Source organism: Pseudomonas putida group bacterium ESBL64 (assembly GCF_045277175.1).
Taxonomy (GTDB): Bacteria; Pseudomonadota; Gammaproteobacteria; order Pseudomonadales; family Pseudomonadaceae; genus Aquipseudomonas; species Aquipseudomonas alloputida.
Window position 1 is genome coordinate 1,755,680 of record NZ_CP145799.1, and the last position, 13,739, is coordinate 1,769,418.

The window sequence follows — 13,739 nt, forward strand, 5'->3', positions numbered from 1 at the left end:
TCAGAACTCCAGCCGCTTGATTTCGGAGAGCAGAGCGCGGCTATGCCGCTGGATGTAGATCTGGCTCAGCTTCTGCTTGCGCGACTCGAAGTCCATGCCCACATCGATCAGCGAGGCATTCACGCGCTGCAGGTGCTCGATGCAGCGGATCTCGCACGGGGTGAGGTGATCGCGGATGGAGTCGGCAGAACTGATGCAATGCGCTGCGCGGTAGGCCTTGGATGGCATGCCCAGGGCGATTCGGTTAATCAGGTCGAACTCGTTGCTGAAGTGGTAGTGCTTGACGTCCTTGCCGATGGAGAGGCGACCATGCTTGATGGCGTCGGTCAGCGCCGGGGCTTCAAGGCGTGCACGCTCGCGGGCCTGGCGCCCTTCCACTACCTCGATGTGGCCGACCACGACAGCGTCGAAGGTGCGGATGACCTGGAGATGGAATTTGGCGCTCACCCACATGGCGTAGGCATAAACCAGCTCCTTCATCACGAAGGTTCCGCCGTTTCTGCCCTCAATCGTAACTACCGGAATTCCGGTAGTTTCCAGTTCAGCTATCAGCTCGCCGGTTTGCTGGATGGCAAGCCAGTAGCCTGGGGCGTGACGCTTTTCCTTGCCGGCAGCCTTATGCAGGTCGTTCAGGCAATACCGACCTTCGGCGTCCTGCTTGATCTTCACCCCGCCAAGGCTGAGTGACATTGTGCGCGTCACATTTTCGTAGCTCGAATTTCGTGGCGCGGGGTACGCGGTATTGCCTTGGATGCTCTGGTGCATATATGATGACCTCACACAAGCGTTACGAATGCAGTACAAGAAGCCGGTCTAGCCACCGGCTTTTTTGCGTCTGCGGTTTTGGTTTTGCTGTGTTCAACGGCAGTTCCTCATGAGTCCCTCAGGGGCTTATCAGCCCTTGCGAAACGACCGAACATTGCTTCGGCCAGGCTCTGTTCTCGTCATTCGGTCGAGAGCCTCATTGATGATTCGTGCCGCCAGTTGCTCAGGGGTTAAGCCCTTCTGCCTGGCGAGATACGCCAGATCTGAATTGCCCTTCCCGTCGAGCTGGATTCCCAGCTCTTTGCTTTCTGGCACAGGGCCTCCTCGGCCACTTCAGGCCACGTCAGTCTTCGCGTTAAGCTCTTGCATCATCTGGTCGAGACCGCGCTCCAGAATTTCCCTGGCGAGCACAGCCTTCTGCGTGCGCTTGAAGCGAGCCATCGCCGACAGCAGATCGTCGGCAGCCTCATCCAAGCGAACCTTGGTGGGCTTGTTGTGCAGGTGGTCGGGGTCGAAGTACGACACGGTGGGTTCCTTTGTGGTTGAAAGTGATTAAGCGGCGGAAAGCGCGTGGGTCGGGTTGCTGTCGATCTGGCTCCATGGAAAGGAAGGACACAGGTCGGCACGATTCACAGCGCCATTCGTAAGCGCCTCAATCTGTAATGCGCGCTTGGCTGGGACCGTGCGCTCTCCTGAACACCATTGGTTGACGGTGGGTGCCGCAACCTTCAGCCGGCGCGCCAATTCCGCCTGACTGCCCAGCACGCGGGATGCTTCTTTGGCTGCTTCTGCTGATTTCATGAGTTCTCTCCTGGAGATTTACCGATGAATATAAGGCATTACCTTATCTAGCACAAGCCATTGCCTAACCACGGTAGGGATAGGCCTAATTAGGCAATGCTTACCGGACCAGAATTAGGCGCTGCCATTGAGGCAGCCCGGATCGCCAAAGGCGTATCGAAGAAAAAGCTCGCAGACGACTTCCAAGTGAAGCCTCCGTCGGTTCAGGGCTGGGTTAAAAACGGCCGGATCGACAAATCGAAACTTATGGACCTGATCGCGTATTTCTCTGATGTTGTCAGTCCAGAGCACTGGGGGCTTCGCTCCGGTTTTTCCTTCGAGAATCTATCGGAGGATGCTCTCGAAGAAGACCTGCTTGAGGTGGGGGCAACGGAGTTCGAAGGCTTGGTAGGTCAGCTGAAGGAAGCAAAAGACAGAGCCTCGCCAAGATCTCAAGCCGTGATCAGTAGGATGATCGGGCTCGCAGAGCGTGGAGAGATCGACGATCGCGCGTGGACCCTCATCAACGATCTGCTAACGGAGCTTTCAAGGAAGTGAGAGCAATTCAATATGCGACCCTTCAAAGGGGGAGCAAGCTCTATGTGGATGAGGGGAGAGACAATCTGGCTCTCCTTGTCGGAGATATTCGTCCAGACAAGGCAGTGGCGAGCCTTCGAGCCTTTGTGAAAATTTGCCACAATCGAGCACAGCTTCAGTCTGAGCTGGTTTCTTCTGTCATCGGAAGAGCGCTTGGAGTGAAGGTCCCAGATCCATACCTGGTACTGGTTGATCCGCGCGCGAAACCGCCAATCCCAATTGAGTCTAGGATGCTTGGTTTTGGAACGGCTGCCGTTGCTGGCCACTCATTCGCAAGATTAGGCAATTTTGCCCAACTGCACGCTGCCCTCAAAAACATAGACCTGGTTGCCGCATTCGATCAGCTGATCGCGAACGGAGATCGTCATCTAGGTCAGATGATTTATGATGGAACTGAACATTGGGCGATCGATCACGCTCAAAGCTTCGGTGGGTCGACATGGGCTGACCTTGGCCTACCCTCACCTGAGATCGACATTATTAACTGGCTGCTGGAACGCTCCGATTACGGCGCTACGCTTGGGGTGGATGACTTAGCTAGGTATGCGTTCCGGAAGAAAGCGAACAAGAGCTTTGCTCCGCTGGTAGGTAAAGTCGAAGGCCTTTTCATCGAGGCTGGACTAGAGCGTATGATCAGTGAGGACGCGCTCCGCGACCTCTATGTCTGGATCGAGTCCAGAATCTCCCATGCGGTTGAGCAAATATGTCAGAAGATTGGCTTGCCCGATATGGGCTACGCAACGATGTCCTCGAGCAATTCCCAGAGCTCCCCGAATTGACAGCATTCTGGGCGCCTATCCGAGTTGAGCCCATTGCCATGTCTGGCGAGTTGCTCACTGTCGCGGTTGCGATTGTCGGCGAGCCGGGCACAAAGCCTCGCATCATTACTGCTCTCTCCGAAGAGGTCATGACTACGGTTTTTGGCGCACATGGTCTGAGCCTTATGGGGATAGCTCGCACAGCATCATCCAGCCTTTTCGACCATCTGTTACAGACCGGCGACTTTGCATCATGGGTCCCCCCGGTTAGCGGAGTGACGCTAGGGGACATAGAAGAGGGTCAAGGCGATAACCTCGAAGAGATTGCGAAGCAAGCCCTGCGTGCGTGCGCCAGCCTGAGCGCGATGACTGAAGCATTTAGAGCCAACGCCAAGAAGGCAGAACAAAATCGGCTTGTTACCAGCGTGAAAAAGGCGATGAGCGTTCTGGCTCCCGAATTTTCTGACCGATTTCACGTGCCGGTACCGGTCACGATCCGGAGCACGCAGGCGTCGGTGTATTGCGATTACTTCTCTTCCAGCCTGGCGATTAACATGTGCAGTATGGGTCCAGGGCGCAATCTCCAGCAGCAATTTGAGGCATTCTTTTCTCGCGTTTGCAGACTCGACCAGCTCAGGGGGAATGATGCCTTTATCGAGTACGGTCAGAAACCCCATATTCTGCTGGCGGTACCAAGCGCTGAGGCGATAGATAAGTCTTCCGACAGAAGCAACCTTCGCTTCCTTCAGGAAAAGCTTCTTATGGCTCAGGATCTGACCGAAAAGCATAAATTTACATTTTCGACCGTACCTACTCCGGAGCAGGGGGCGCGGTACATAATTGGGCTTGAACGAGCAGCGTAGACGCCTAAGACCTATTCAATCCCCAAGAAATCAGCCCGCCATTCAGCGGGCTTTTTTTCGTCCACAGAAAAATAATTAGGCATTACCTATTTACAGCGATTAGGCATTGGCTTATCGTTCATTCCATCGAGGCGCCACTGAGGCCCTCGAACGAGGCCCTCAAGCCTCACCGCTCTTTCACATTGATGGGAACCTCGCGGATCGATCCCGGAAACGGTAAAGCGCGAGCAATAAATTCGATCCCCATGCCAGCTCTGGAACTGGCCAGCTCGAAATCAGGCGAAACGTCAGCACGGCAGGAACATTGGCCGAGCCACGGAAAGCGGATGGAGGGCTGCGCTGCAGATGCTCCCTGCCGGGATGCCCTCAGAACGGGCGTAGGTGCCTGGCAAAGCACGAGCAGCGATCAACCAACAGGAGGAACCAGCCAATGAAGTAGCAAGCCCAGCCGGAACACGGACCGGCAACCCACGGCGGACTGCCCCACCCAATGGGCCGCAGAGCTGCAGTTGACAGTCGTGTAGCGAACACCTGACCCCATGACCACCCCGCCGAGGCCGATCGACGCGAGGTGATAGGGAAGCTCAAGGCCAACCTAACTGAGAGCAGGGCCGTCGGCGGCTGAGCTCGAGCGATCACCGCTGACGCAACACCCCCGGCCTGTCGCCAGTAGCGAGGCCGGGATTTCACCAGGTGCCATTCCATGAGTGGCATCTGGGAAATCAACCGGAGGGATCCACGATGTTCAACATGGTAACCATGGCGGCTGATGAATGCCGCGAAGATGCTCAAGACCAGCGCCTTGGATTGCTGGATCGCACAGGCTCGCCAGATCCTCGGCCGCTACATCGTAGATGACCAGGGCGAAGCTGAAGAATGGCTGCACGACCTGTACTGCGATGGCTGCGAGCCTTCTGAGGCTGTCACCGAAGTGCGGTGCCAGCTAGGCCTCATTGAAGCCTAAATATTTAACTGGCAGGCCTTGGCGACAGGGCCGGCCATGAAATTAATGTGGCTTTTGCCTACTCAGCAGAAAACTTCAGTTGGCGGTAAGAGTCGAGAGTCGCGTCAAAAGTTTTGGCGAAAGTGAGCAACGCGCCGAGGCATAGGTTGACGCCCTTCAATGTCTCACCAGCAACCAAGTACCCAACTCCCATCCATATCAGCCAGCCGACAATTGAAAGCGACAACCATTGAGTCGCCAGCGCCGCGCATTTGAAGTGCTTACGTTTTGCTAGCTGCGTTGAGATGAATGTAGTGACCCAGGGAATTCCTGTCATTCGAAACACAAAGTTGATCAGTCCATTCACTGACCTTTTGATTGGCTCAATAAATTTTTTCAAAGTCGCGCTATCCGCCTACTGATGTCGAGATGAGATCACATTGACAGGATACGCCAATTTCCCATTCTCCGACCGCATCGGCAGGCGCCAGGCCACCTTTCACGGTGGGTTTGGTCACCTTCGCCTGGCTCCTGGCCAATGCGGTTGGCTACCGAGGTTCACAAGATGAGCAAAGACACAGGCGGACCGGCGTTCCCGGTCTCGTATGACCACGACACCTTCCAGCCATCTCATGTCAACGAGGCCAAGCAGCTCATGTCAGGCATGACCCTGCTCGACTACTTCGCGGCTAAGGCGCTTGTCGGCCTTCTGTCTTGGCCTGGCGACGAGGGAAGCGGCAGCTATCACTCGAACAGCGACCCGGTTCATACCGCAAGCATGGCTTACGAATACGGCAAGGCCATGCTCGCCGCCCGGGTGAAGCCATGAGCGGCTGGATCAAGTGCAGCGATAGGCTGCCCGAATTACAGGATGACTCTGTTCTCGCTTACGCCGATGGAACATCGCCGCACGCAGGGCGCCATGCGTGGCCAAAGGGCGGAATGGACATGATGCACATCGAAGACTACTTCGGCGATGTCACCGCCGGCCTGGATGACGCTGGGAATCAGCTCTACACGAAGATGTACCTGAGCAACGGCGTCACCCACTGGCAGCCCCTCCCTTCCCCACCCGCCGAGTAACCCACCACCTGGAGGCGACCATGGCCGACCCAATCAAGGCGCTGGCCAAGCGCGAGCGACGCATAGCGCGAATCACAGCTGAGCGTCTCGCTGAGTTCAGAGAGAAATCTGAGCGTGCCGCCTACCGAGAATCCCAGGCAGGCGGTTCAGATTATCCGATCCGAATCTCCGACATCCCTTACACGCCCTTTAAGGGCTGATCATTCTGGAGGCGACCATGGGCGCACTTCGAGCAGCACAGTTTGAGTACGACAATCGGATGCCGCCGGCGGTGAGCGAAGTAGCCGACGCGGAATCCACTTGGATCGACGACGGCATCGCTGAGCTGATGGCGCGCCGCGACGTAGTGTTTCAGCGTCGGATGCGCCCGAAGCAGGGTGTCACCTATGAGCGCTTTGCACAGGCGGTGGATGAGTTCGTCATGGGTCAGCTTGGCCAGTCGGATATCAGCAATTCGGTGTTAGGTCGCCTGGTCTTGGCGGCGCGCTGCAAGGTGACCAGCGACGCAGCAGCGGCAGCTGACGAGATCCTGAGCGTGGCCAACCCTGAGTCGGCGCTGGAAGAGATCGCCCGCCATCTGCTCACCCCTTTTGCCAAGGAAGGAGTAATGGCCCAGGCCGAGGGGGCGGAATGAGCCCTCACAGCATCGCCGTCAGCGCGATCAACGCGGCTATCGAAACGATGCTTCTGCCGGGCTCTGGCCCGGTGGAGGACGCCAAAGCCGAAACCCTGGTGGTCGCCTACTTCTCCCTCCTCGCCATCGACGCCGAGGAGTTCAAACACTACTGCGAGCGCATCCGGCGTATTGCCGTTCGGCGCAAGGAGGCTGCATGACTACGCCATTGATCACCACGCTCATCGACGAGCAGATCGCCGAACTGCCCGAGGCTCAGGCCATGCCGGCTGACCGGGTGCTGATGCTGTTCAAGGGCCCGACGTTCGCGGCAGCGGTGAATGAGGCGGCGCTGGCCAGCATCGAGAACCCGCAGGCTTGGAAGTGCCGGGCCTGTATCTGCGGAGAATGGACGGTCGGGTATGAGGTGCGGGCATGAAGCTTGAGCGCTCGATTCTCATCACCTTGGCCGCTCACGAATCAGTCTTGCAGCGGATCAAGTCGTTGACGGCCGAGATCGGTCTTCACCTCGGTCGATGTGAGAACCGCTTCGATTTGATTGGCCCGAAGCCTGCAAATCCACACCCAGAACTTGGCGATCTTCCTTGGCCGAACGGAAGCGAAAAGCATTTCCAGATCCTGTATGACGAGAAAAATCGCCGCAAGACGCACATGTGGGACGCATTCAGAGAGTGGTCGCAGGACGAAGACCGCAGCCTGAATGACAAAGAGGTAATGGATTACCTGCTCAAGCAAGGATGCGTCCACTGCACCAGGGCCTATTACTTCGTCAGAGAGCGCAAGAAGGCGCGCCGCGACCTCGGAAACTTCCGTCGCTCGCTGCGTGCGCTGGGCAAGTCGGCCATCAAGTCCTTGGCCCCTAAGTCATGAGCAGCTACCAGCGCGCCCGGCGCCTGGTCATATGGCGCGGCTCCTTCTCCATGCTCTTCGCCTGCACCTTCTTCATGCTCGCCAGCGCCCTCGCTGGCAGCATCACTTCCTGAATCACACGCACCCGAGCCCGGCGGGCCCTTAGGGGATAACCGGACCTACCCGGAGCGTAAGCGGCGAGAGCGCGCAACCATCCACCGCAGCCAGGGCCTGGAGCGTACCTCCGTGCCTGGGTGACCTGGCATTTCCCTATCCCAACTGACGGCGCCGGCCTGGCGCGAGGTTTTCTAATGTCCGCAGAACAGAAACTGATCGCGATCGAAGAGATCAGCGAGGCGAACGCCCCGGCCATTTACGTGGCCGGCGGCCTGCAACAATTCATCGACCTGGTGAAGGGTGAGGTACTGGGCGAAGTGCCTGACCTGAAAACCCGCAAGGGCCGCGAGCGCATCGCCAGCCTTGCCGCCAAAGTCAGCAAGTCGAAGACCGCTGTCGAGAAGCCTGGCCGCGACTACCTGCGCCGTCTGAAGGAAATGCCGAAGATCGTTGAGGCCGAGCTGCGCGAGTTCGTGACCAAGATGGACGCGCTACGGGACGAGACGCGCCGGCCGCTCACCGAGTGGGAAGCCGCCGAGGATGCTCGGATCGACCGCCACAACGACACAATCAACCGTATGAAGGACCTGGCCGCCGAGCTGAGCCCCTTGGATGCCGAGCAGCTGCAGGCGCGCCTCAGCGAGCTCTCCGCGTTCCAGTTGGGCGAAGCGTGGGAGGAATTCGAGGCTGAGGCAGCTCGGACCAAAGAGGCTTCTCTGAATGCAGTGCAGGCCGCCCTGGTCGCCCGCCGGAAGTACGGCCGAGCTGGCCCGCCTGCGCCGCGAAGCAGACGAGCGCGCCGAGCAAGACCGCATCCGGCTGGCACAGGAGGCCGCAGTCGAGGCTGAGCGCCAGCGTGTGGCCCAGGAGCAGCAGGCAGCACGCGAAGCCGCAGCCCGCCGCGAGCAGGAGCTGCTTGACCAGGCCGCTGCGCAAGAGCGGGAAGCCGAGAACCAGCGCCTGCAGCTCAAGTTGCAGGCCGAACAAGCCGAGCGCGCTCGGATTCAGGCCGAGGCCGACCGCGTTGCGGCCGAGCAGCGGATGGAGCAGGAGCGCCAGGACGCTGCCCGCCGGCAAGAGGAGGCAGCCGAGCAGGCGCGCCAGGACGAACGCCGCCGTGCTGATGCAGCAGCAGCCGAGATCCTCCGCCAGCAAGAGGCCCGCGAGCGCGACCAAGCCCACAAGGCAAAGGTCATGGGCGAGGCCAAAACAGCGTTGATGTCACTGAACATCACCGAGGAGCTGGCCAGGGCCATCGTTCTCAAGATCGCCCGCCGCGAAGTCCCGAACATCACCATCAACTTCTGAGGTCGCCATGAGCCAAGTAGCCAGGGTCGAAACCCATTCCCAGTCACAGGCTGTAGCCGCCGAGTCGGCGACCATCCTGCAGATCATCCAGCAAGTCGCAATGTCCCCCAATGCAGACATCGACAAGATGGAGCGATTGATGGCGATGCACCGCCAGCACCAAGCGCAACAGGCGCAGCAAGCGTTCGATGCCGCGCTAGCCGCCATGCAGGAAGAGCTTCCGGTTATCCGTGAGCGCGGCGCAATCAAGGACAAGTACAAGAACGTCCAATCTACCTACGCCCTATGGGAGGACATCAACGAAGAGTTGAAGCCAATCCTGGCGAAGCACGGCTTTGCTCTCACCTTCCGAATTCCACGCACCGACAAAGGCATCGAGGTTGAGGGCGTCCTTAGTCATCGAGACGGCCACAGGGAAACCACATCAATCCTCCTGCCAGCCGATGCTACCGGCAGCAAGAATGCCGTCCAAGCCGTTGCCAGTTCTGTTAGCTACGGGAAGCGATACACAGCAGGTGCGCTGCTGAACTTCACCACAACCGGTGAAGACGATGACGGCCAGGGTGCTGTTACGTCGCAGGATCCTGTCGAGCCCGTTATCACACCGCGGCAAGCCGCACAGCTCGACGCGCTGCTGAAGAAATGTACCCAAGTGCTGGTCGACAACTTTACGGCCAAATACGGCTGCTCCGCCAACGTCTACAAATCCGAGTTCGACATTGTGCTAGCCCGCCTCACCAAATCGGCCAACCGGCCGCAGGAGTAAGCCATGCAGATCATCTCAGACGTCGAGCAAGGCAGCCAGGCCTGGCTAGACCTGCGCCTGGGCATCATCACCTGCAGCGAACTGGATTGCCTGCTGGTAAACGGCAAAGGCGAGGCAGGCTTCGGTGCCGGCGCATTCACCTACATGAACACGCTGATCGGCGAGCGCATCACCGGCGAGGCCGCTGACCCGTTCACCGGTAACCGCCACACCGAGCGCGGGCACGAACTGGAAGGCACCGCCCGAGTCCTGTACTGCGACCGCGAGGAAGTCCAGACCCACCAGGTGGGGATCATCCTCAATCACGGCATCGGCTACTCGCCAGATGCCTTGGTCGGCGACAAAGGCCTGACCGAGATCAAGACCAAGCTGCCAAAGCTGCAGGTCGACGTGATCCTGGGCGGTGAGATCCCAAAAGAGCATGTCGCCCAGTGCCAGGTCGGCCTGTGGGTATCGGAGCGCGAGTGGATCGACTTCATCTGCTACTGGCCAGGCATGCCGCTGTTCGTGAAGCGTGCCTACCGGGACGAGGCGATGATTCGCAAGCTCTCGGAGCGCGTGAAAACCTTCTACGAAATCCTCGACGAGCGCATGAACAGGGTGCTCGGAATAGCAGCATGAGGTGACCATGAACCAATCAATCGACCTGGAGGCCGCCAAATCGGCCTTCTTCTCGTCTGGCGGCCGGATCATTGTGCTAGAGGGGTTCCAGTACGTGCCCTTCCGGCAGCGCCATCACCCTGAGCCGAAGCCGAAGCGGGTCAAGCCAGTCAAGCAGGAGCGCGGCGGCGAGCGTAAAAGCCGCGCCAAGGCACGCACAGCTCAGGTAGAAGAGCTCGCCAAGACCATGACCTGTGGTGAGGTCGCAAAGCTCCTGGGCGAAACCAAGACCGCTCTCTGGGGCGTAGCAGCGCGGGGAGGATTCAGGTTCTTCAGCCCGCCGAAGCCGGCAAGACCGACGAAGGTAAAGGCCGAACCGAGCCAGGAGGATCGTGACCTCGCCGACAAGATCATTGCCCTGCGTGATGCCGGCATGTCCCGGTGGGGCGTGACTTTGGAGCTGGGCATCGGTAACTGCAGGTTCGCGCGCATCATTGCCGAGTTCGACATTGACTTCCCGCTCCAGCGGAATCGAGGGTAGGCCATGATCGCCACCCTGTCTCAGCCTGTGCCCGCCGTGAAGTACGCTGCGGCCATGGCCAGATCCACTGGTCAGCCTTGGGGCGTATACCGAGGAAACAAGCGTCTACTGGTGGTTATGCCATCTGGCTCGACCAAGAAAACGCCCATTGAGGTGTGCCACCCATGAGACGCATCCAGAAGCTCACGCAGCAGCGTCGCCGCCAGCTGCACATACACATCCCGCCCAGCGGAATCATGGAGGTGCCGTATGGCGATGTCACCCAAGGAGCGCGACGAGAAGCGCCGCGCCAAAGCCGCACGGTTGCAGGAAGAAGACCTGCGCTTGAAGGTTCGACCAGGGACTAGGCAGGCACTAGCCGAGATAAAGGCCTGGGCCAGCGTCGAGGAAAACGGCGAAGCCATGACCCTGCTCATCCACCGCATCCATGAATTAGGGCCTGAAGCGGCCCGCCACTTCCTAAGTGCGCCGCGCCACGAAATCAAGCTTTCGAGTTCTGTGGTGCGCAAGCTGGACCAGTTCAGGCTGAGCCGCGAGCTGCGCGCGCCGGGCCTGGAGCTTGGCGACGACCCTGACGATACCGGCCTAATCCTGCTCTCAGAAAGGGCCTGACCAGTCGTCAAGCCCGGCATAGCCTCTACTCTGCTTCGATGACCAGGATAATCTTCGCATCCTTCGGCGTGCGAGCGATGCCATCATCGATAAAACCAAGCAGCTCGCCATTCATGGAATAAAGGGAGTCGTCGTCCACTCGGTAAATCAGTTTCGCGCCGCTCCGGATGTATTCGTCTTCGTCGATGCGGCCAATCAGCTTGCGGTCAGCGTCGTACACGTTATAGCGGCCCTTGCTGTAATCAACAGCCATTTCTAGCTCCTCAAATCGGCTCCATTGCCGGTGATCCGTAATACCCCAAACCCTACGAAATTGCCATGCCGCATCCGGCCACGGAGGGCGGCGCATGCATGGAGAAAGCCATGAACGACGAACAACGCCACCAAGAATGGATCGCTCAGCGGAAAGCCGAAAAGGCCAAACGCCGCGAGCGGGCCGCCGAGTGTTTGAAGGACCACGAATACACCGTCCTGGCTGACACCGACCAGCTGAAGGCATGGCGCTGCAAGGCACCGCGAACCACCAGCTATGCATTCGACATTCTGATCACCCGCTTCGGCATCGCCACTGTCGGCGACATCGACGGCCTGACCTTCAACGTAGGCCTCTCTTACGGCATCGAATTCCTGGCCGGGGACGATATCGGCTACTACATCCATTCGAAGCTCGAAGAGCACTGCCGCGAGCGCGAGTTCGATGAGGGAGCCTTCCGGGAGGCACTTGTAACTGGCGTGTGCAGCCAGATCTGCGAGAACACCCATGACGACGAGCTGTACGCCGCCCTGCCCGAGTGGATGCGGAATGACGGCGGTGTCGGTGAAGCAGGCCGGTGGGATGAGTTGCGCAGCCTGGTCAAGGATCGGCTCGCAGCAATCGAACACGGTAAAGACGGGCGCGAATTCTGGGATTCCCTGAATGATCGCCTGTACGAAGCCCATCACGTCGAATGCGTCGAACAGGCCAGCATGCTCATGAGCGAGCACCACGAAGTGCTTGGCCTGGGCTGCGACTACTGGGAGATCACCATCGACAAGCCTCGGGACAGCCTGATCAATCGGCTGTACCTGATCAACCACGCCGCCAAAGCGATCGTCGCTCAGCAGGCCGAAGCGAAAGCCGCCTGACCCTCCGGCGCTGCCCGCCAGCGACTAATCTGCTCCGGCATTGGCCTATCTAATCTCAGTTCCGTTTATCGTCATCCGTTGGAGGGCTGTACATACCTCTATCCTCGCTGAGTCGGTGAAAAGGCGACCGCTTCAGCCGAGGGATTGCGAAATTGTAAACAATCAACAGCGTTGCCCATCCAGCAAGGCAGAAAATCGAACGCTCGCTTGTGCTCAATGACAGGGCGAAAGAGATTGCCACTATCGCAAACATGATGCTGACAAAGAAGAATCCAGTCGCCAGGGCATTGACGAGGAAATTAAGCCTGTGCCAACGATCTGGGATCAGTTCGAGGGGGCCTGTGGCGATCAGAGCAATCCCAAACGGCACAGAATAGCTGATCAACGATGCAGATGGCTTTCCCAGCCAAAGAAACGCTATCCAAATCGCTAGCCCTATGAATGATGCCGTTCGGGTCTTCATCGCGGCAGCTCCTGATCTTGGCGATCTTCCTCGATCTCGCAACCCCATTACCACCATCCTTGTTTGGTGAGCGGCGAAGCATATCACTCGGCGCTGCCCGCCAGCGCCTTCCCCTATTCAAAGATAACGCTTCCCCGGAGGTGGCACGATTGGAACACTCCAGCACGCGGCAGGGTCACCAGTTGAGATGCTGTCCTAGCAGATCAATCGCGACATCCTGAGCCTGCACGCTCACCTCAGCATTCCAGCCTTTGGTCGCGTTCCAGTAATTACATGATCCCGTAGAGGATCGATCACGCCAGCACATGACATCGCCCTGCTCGATCTGGGCAGTCGACTGCAACGCAATGACGGTGCGATGCGACATCAAAATGCCATCACCCGAAAGAGGGGCGCCCTCATCTTGGATAACTCCAGGGGCTTAAGCGCCTCGGTTCCAATGGTATGCAACTGCCAGCACGGTGAATGCCAATACCGATTCGGCAACCAGGAACACGCCGTAGAAGTCTTCCGAAAACATGACTGGATCTCTGAGAGGCCGCATTGCCCTGTGCAGTGCGGGAATGGCTCAGAGCCATCAACTTTCGCAAAAGTTCACTCACTACGTGGTGCTGCCCAGCAGCGCCTTCCCCTAGTCAACGATAGGGTTGGCGCCCAGGCCTTTTCGGTAGCGCGCAATCGCGATGATCTGGCGCAGGCAGATGACTACCTCCTTCTTCACCGGGTCATCCGGCAGACCGATCTTTTTCAGCATTGCTTGGGCTTCTTCCTCGATCGAGGCAAGAGCTTCTGTATCGCTTTTCAGTGTCATGGCGACCGCCACAAGGTCGAGTAACCCATGAAGTGATAGTCAACCAGAATCACGAGCGCCACGCGGCGTCTTCCCCTATTCAACGATAACGCCTCCCCGGCGAGGGCGGCGCCTGCAATGGGAA

At 58.6% G+C, this 13,739-nt stretch carries 23 protein-coding genes and 1 pseudogene; 17 read left to right on the forward strand and 7 right to left on the reverse strand.

The features are described 5' to 3' along the window. The 3 genes from V6093_RS08075 to V6093_RS08085 all read right to left on the reverse strand — a co-directional run bounded on the left by V6093_RS08075 (position 1) and on the right by V6093_RS08085 (position 1,566). The gene (locus tag V6093_RS08075) at positions 1-690 is read right to left on the reverse strand and encodes a KilA-N domain-containing protein (protein ID WP_265977920.1); all 690 of its coding nucleotides are present in this window, start codon (positions 688-690) and stop codon (positions 1-3) included. A 408-nt stretch (positions 691-1,098) separates the two neighbouring features. After that, positions 1,099-1,290, reverse strand: a complete 192-nt coding sequence (locus V6093_RS08080; protein WP_012053015.1) for a hypothetical protein — start codon at positions 1,288-1,290, stop codon at positions 1,099-1,101. Positions 1,291-1,317: 27 nt separating this feature from the next. Continuing rightward, positions 1,318-1,566, reverse strand: a complete 249-nt coding sequence (locus V6093_RS08085) for a Cro/CI family transcriptional regulator (RefSeq protein ID WP_265977921.1) — start codon at positions 1,564-1,566, stop codon at positions 1,318-1,320. A 96-nt stretch (positions 1,567-1,662) separates the two neighbouring features. Between V6093_RS08085 and V6093_RS08090 the strand changes: the two genes are divergently transcribed. From V6093_RS08090 to V6093_RS08165, 16 genes and pseudogenes are all read left to right on the forward strand, one after another. Beyond that, positions 1,663-2,103, forward strand: coding sequence for a hypothetical protein (locus V6093_RS08090; RefSeq protein WP_265977922.1), 441 nt, complete (start codon positions 1,663-1,665; stop codon positions 2,101-2,103). Next, entirely contained in the window at positions 2,058-2,921 is an 864-nt protein-coding gene (locus V6093_RS08095) for a hypothetical protein (RefSeq protein WP_406669756.1), read from the forward strand. The genes V6093_RS08090 and V6093_RS08095 overlap by 46 nt, the downstream gene beginning before the upstream one ends. A gap of 38 nt (positions 2,922-2,959) precedes the next feature. Continuing rightward, positions 2,960-3,763, forward strand: a complete 804-nt coding sequence (locus tag V6093_RS08100) for a hypothetical protein (RefSeq protein WP_265977924.1) — start codon at positions 2,960-2,962, stop codon at positions 3,761-3,763. Between the two features lie 769 nt (positions 3,764-4,532). Beyond that, positions 4,533-4,727, forward strand: a complete 195-nt coding sequence (locus V6093_RS08105) for a hypothetical protein (RefSeq protein WP_265977925.1) — start codon at positions 4,533-4,535, stop codon at positions 4,725-4,727. 544 nt (positions 4,728-5,271) lie between these two features. Next, positions 5,272-5,535, forward strand: coding sequence for a hypothetical protein (locus V6093_RS08110; RefSeq protein WP_265977927.1), 264 nt, complete (start codon positions 5,272-5,274; stop codon positions 5,533-5,535). Next, positions 5,532-5,789: a DUF551 domain-containing protein gene (locus V6093_RS08115; protein ID WP_265977928.1), complete on the forward strand. Its 258-nt coding sequence runs from the start codon at positions 5,532-5,534 to the stop codon at positions 5,787-5,789. Before V6093_RS08110 ends, V6093_RS08115 begins: the two co-directional genes overlap by 4 nt. Positions 5,790-5,809: 20 nt before the next feature. After that, positions 5,810-5,989 (forward strand): hypothetical protein, encoded by a 180-nt coding sequence (locus V6093_RS08120; RefSeq protein ID WP_265977929.1) that lies wholly within the window; start codon positions 5,810-5,812, stop codon positions 5,987-5,989. A 17-nt stretch (positions 5,990-6,006) separates the two neighbouring features. Beyond that, positions 6,007-6,423 carry a hypothetical protein gene (locus tag V6093_RS08125; RefSeq protein ID WP_265977930.1) on the forward strand — a complete coding sequence of 139 codons (417 nt, stop codon included), beginning with the start codon at positions 6,007-6,009 and terminating at the stop codon, positions 6,421-6,423. Beyond that, on the forward strand, positions 6,420-6,623 hold the full coding sequence (locus tag V6093_RS08130; RefSeq protein ID WP_084850547.1) for a hypothetical protein: 204 nt from the start codon (positions 6,420-6,422) through the stop codon (positions 6,621-6,623). The genes V6093_RS08125 and V6093_RS08130 overlap by 4 nt, the downstream gene beginning before the upstream one ends. Then, positions 6,620-6,841, forward strand: coding sequence for a hypothetical protein (locus V6093_RS08135; protein WP_070384115.1), 222 nt, complete (start codon positions 6,620-6,622; stop codon positions 6,839-6,841). The genes V6093_RS08130 and V6093_RS08135 overlap by 4 nt, the downstream gene beginning before the upstream one ends. Continuing rightward, the gene (locus tag V6093_RS08140; RefSeq protein ID WP_265977931.1) at positions 6,838-7,293 is read left to right on the forward strand and encodes a hypothetical protein; all 456 of its coding nucleotides are present in this window, start codon (positions 6,838-6,840) and stop codon (positions 7,291-7,293) included. Before V6093_RS08135 ends, V6093_RS08140 begins: the two co-directional genes overlap by 4 nt. A gap of 290 nt (positions 7,294-7,583) precedes the next feature. Further along, positions 7,584-8,697: pseudogene (locus V6093_RS08145) on the forward strand (hypothetical protein). A 7-nt stretch (positions 8,698-8,704) separates the two neighbouring features. Next, entirely contained in the window at positions 8,705-9,463 is a 759-nt protein-coding gene (locus tag V6093_RS08150) for an ERF family protein (protein WP_265977932.1), read from the forward strand. A gap of 3 nt (positions 9,464-9,466) precedes the next feature. After that, positions 9,467-10,084, forward strand: a complete 618-nt coding sequence (locus tag V6093_RS08155) for a YqaJ viral recombinase family protein (RefSeq protein ID WP_265977933.1) — start codon at positions 9,467-9,469, stop codon at positions 10,082-10,084. Between the two features lie 7 nt (positions 10,085-10,091). Further along, positions 10,092-10,604, forward strand: coding sequence for a hypothetical protein (locus V6093_RS08160; RefSeq protein ID WP_265977934.1), 513 nt, complete (start codon positions 10,092-10,094; stop codon positions 10,602-10,604). 249 nt (positions 10,605-10,853) lie between these two features. Then, positions 10,854-11,216 carry a hypothetical protein gene (locus tag V6093_RS08165; protein WP_265977935.1) on the forward strand — a complete coding sequence of 121 codons (363 nt, stop codon included), beginning with the start codon at positions 10,854-10,856 and terminating at the stop codon, positions 11,214-11,216. A gap of 25 nt (positions 11,217-11,241) precedes the next feature. On the opposite strand, the gene V6093_RS08170 is transcribed toward V6093_RS08165, so the two are convergent. After that, a complete protein-coding gene (locus V6093_RS08170; protein WP_265977936.1) occupies positions 11,242-11,469 on the reverse strand; it encodes a hypothetical protein in 228 nt (75 codons plus the stop codon). A 110-nt stretch (positions 11,470-11,579) separates the two neighbouring features. Between V6093_RS08170 and V6093_RS08175 the strand changes: the two genes are divergently transcribed. Beyond that, positions 11,580-12,341 (forward strand): hypothetical protein, encoded by a 762-nt coding sequence (locus V6093_RS08175; protein ID WP_265977938.1) that lies wholly within the window; start codon positions 11,580-11,582, stop codon positions 12,339-12,341. A 55-nt stretch (positions 12,342-12,396) separates the two neighbouring features. Here the strand turns inward: V6093_RS08175 and V6093_RS08180 are convergent, their stop codons facing one another. The 3 genes from V6093_RS08180 to V6093_RS08190 form a co-directional block, all read right to left on the reverse strand. Next, complete coding sequence (locus V6093_RS08180; RefSeq protein WP_265977939.1) at positions 12,397-12,804, reverse strand: hypothetical protein; 408 nt, start codon at positions 12,802-12,804, stop codon at positions 12,397-12,399. 175 nt (positions 12,805-12,979) lie between these two features. Continuing rightward, positions 12,980-13,171 (reverse strand): hypothetical protein, encoded by a 192-nt coding sequence (locus V6093_RS08185; protein WP_265977940.1) that lies wholly within the window; start codon positions 13,169-13,171, stop codon positions 12,980-12,982. A 264-nt stretch (positions 13,172-13,435) separates the two neighbouring features. Beyond that, a complete protein-coding gene (locus tag V6093_RS08190) occupies positions 13,436-13,615 on the reverse strand; it encodes a hypothetical protein (protein WP_265977941.1) in 180 nt (59 codons plus the stop codon). Between the last annotated feature and the right edge of the window lie 124 nt (positions 13,616-13,739).

Excerpts from the sequence above, each read along its gene's own strand:
- V6093_RS08085 (WP_265977921.1), bottom strand. The coding sequence starts at position 1,566 with ATGAAATCAGCAGAAGCAGCCAAAGAAGCATCCCGCGTGCTGGGCAGT.
- V6093_RS08125 (WP_265977930.1), top strand. The coding sequence starts at position 6,007 with ATGGGCGCACTTCGAGCAGCACAGTTTGAGTACGACAATCGGATGCCG.
- V6093_RS08130 (WP_084850547.1), top strand. The coding sequence starts at position 6,420 with ATGAGCCCTCACAGCATCGCCGTCAGCGCGATCAACGCGGCTATCGAA.
- V6093_RS08105 (WP_265977925.1), top strand. The coding sequence starts at position 4,533 with ATGAATGCCGCGAAGATGCTCAAGACCAGCGCCTTGGATTGCTGGATC.
- V6093_RS08135 (WP_070384115.1), top strand. The coding sequence starts at position 6,620 with ATGACTACGCCATTGATCACCACGCTCATCGACGAGCAGATCGCCGAA.
- V6093_RS08115 (WP_265977928.1), top strand. The coding sequence starts at position 5,532 with ATGAGCGGCTGGATCAAGTGCAGCGATAGGCTGCCCGAATTACAGGAT.
- V6093_RS08180 (WP_265977939.1), bottom strand. The coding sequence starts at position 12,804 with ATGAAGACCCGAACGGCATCATTCATAGGGCTAGCGATTTGGATAGCG.
- V6093_RS08150 (WP_265977932.1), top strand. The coding sequence starts at position 8,705 with ATGAGCCAAGTAGCCAGGGTCGAAACCCATTCCCAGTCACAGGCTGTA.
- V6093_RS08175 (WP_265977938.1), top strand. The coding sequence starts at position 11,580 with ATGAACGACGAACAACGCCACCAAGAATGGATCGCTCAGCGGAAAGCC.
- V6093_RS08160 (WP_265977934.1), top strand. The coding sequence starts at position 10,092 with ATGAACCAATCAATCGACCTGGAGGCCGCCAAATCGGCCTTCTTCTCG.
- V6093_RS08075 (WP_265977920.1), bottom strand. The coding sequence starts at position 690 with ATGTCACTCAGCCTTGGCGGGGTGAAGATCAAGCAGGACGCCGAAGGT.
- V6093_RS08090 (WP_265977922.1), top strand. The coding sequence starts at position 1,663 with ATGCTTACCGGACCAGAATTAGGCGCTGCCATTGAGGCAGCCCGGATC.
- V6093_RS08100 (WP_265977924.1), top strand. The coding sequence starts at position 2,960 with ATGTCTGGCGAGTTGCTCACTGTCGCGGTTGCGATTGTCGGCGAGCCG.
- V6093_RS08155 (WP_265977933.1), top strand. The coding sequence starts at position 9,467 with ATGCAGATCATCTCAGACGTCGAGCAAGGCAGCCAGGCCTGGCTAGAC.
- V6093_RS08140 (WP_265977931.1), top strand. The coding sequence starts at position 6,838 with ATGAAGCTTGAGCGCTCGATTCTCATCACCTTGGCCGCTCACGAATCA.
- V6093_RS08120 (WP_265977929.1), top strand. The coding sequence starts at position 5,810 with ATGGCCGACCCAATCAAGGCGCTGGCCAAGCGCGAGCGACGCATAGCG.
- V6093_RS08110 (WP_265977927.1), top strand. The coding sequence starts at position 5,272 with ATGAGCAAAGACACAGGCGGACCGGCGTTCCCGGTCTCGTATGACCAC.
- V6093_RS08190 (WP_265977941.1), bottom strand. The coding sequence starts at position 13,615 with ATGACACTGAAAAGCGATACAGAAGCTCTTGCCTCGATCGAGGAAGAA.
- V6093_RS08170 (WP_265977936.1), bottom strand. The coding sequence starts at position 11,469 with ATGGCTGTTGATTACAGCAAGGGCCGCTATAACGTGTACGACGCTGAC.
- V6093_RS08165 (WP_265977935.1), top strand. The coding sequence starts at position 10,854 with ATGGCGATGTCACCCAAGGAGCGCGACGAGAAGCGCCGCGCCAAAGCC.
- V6093_RS08185 (WP_265977940.1), bottom strand. The coding sequence starts at position 13,171 with ATGTCGCATCGCACCGTCATTGCGTTGCAGTCGACTGCCCAGATCGAG.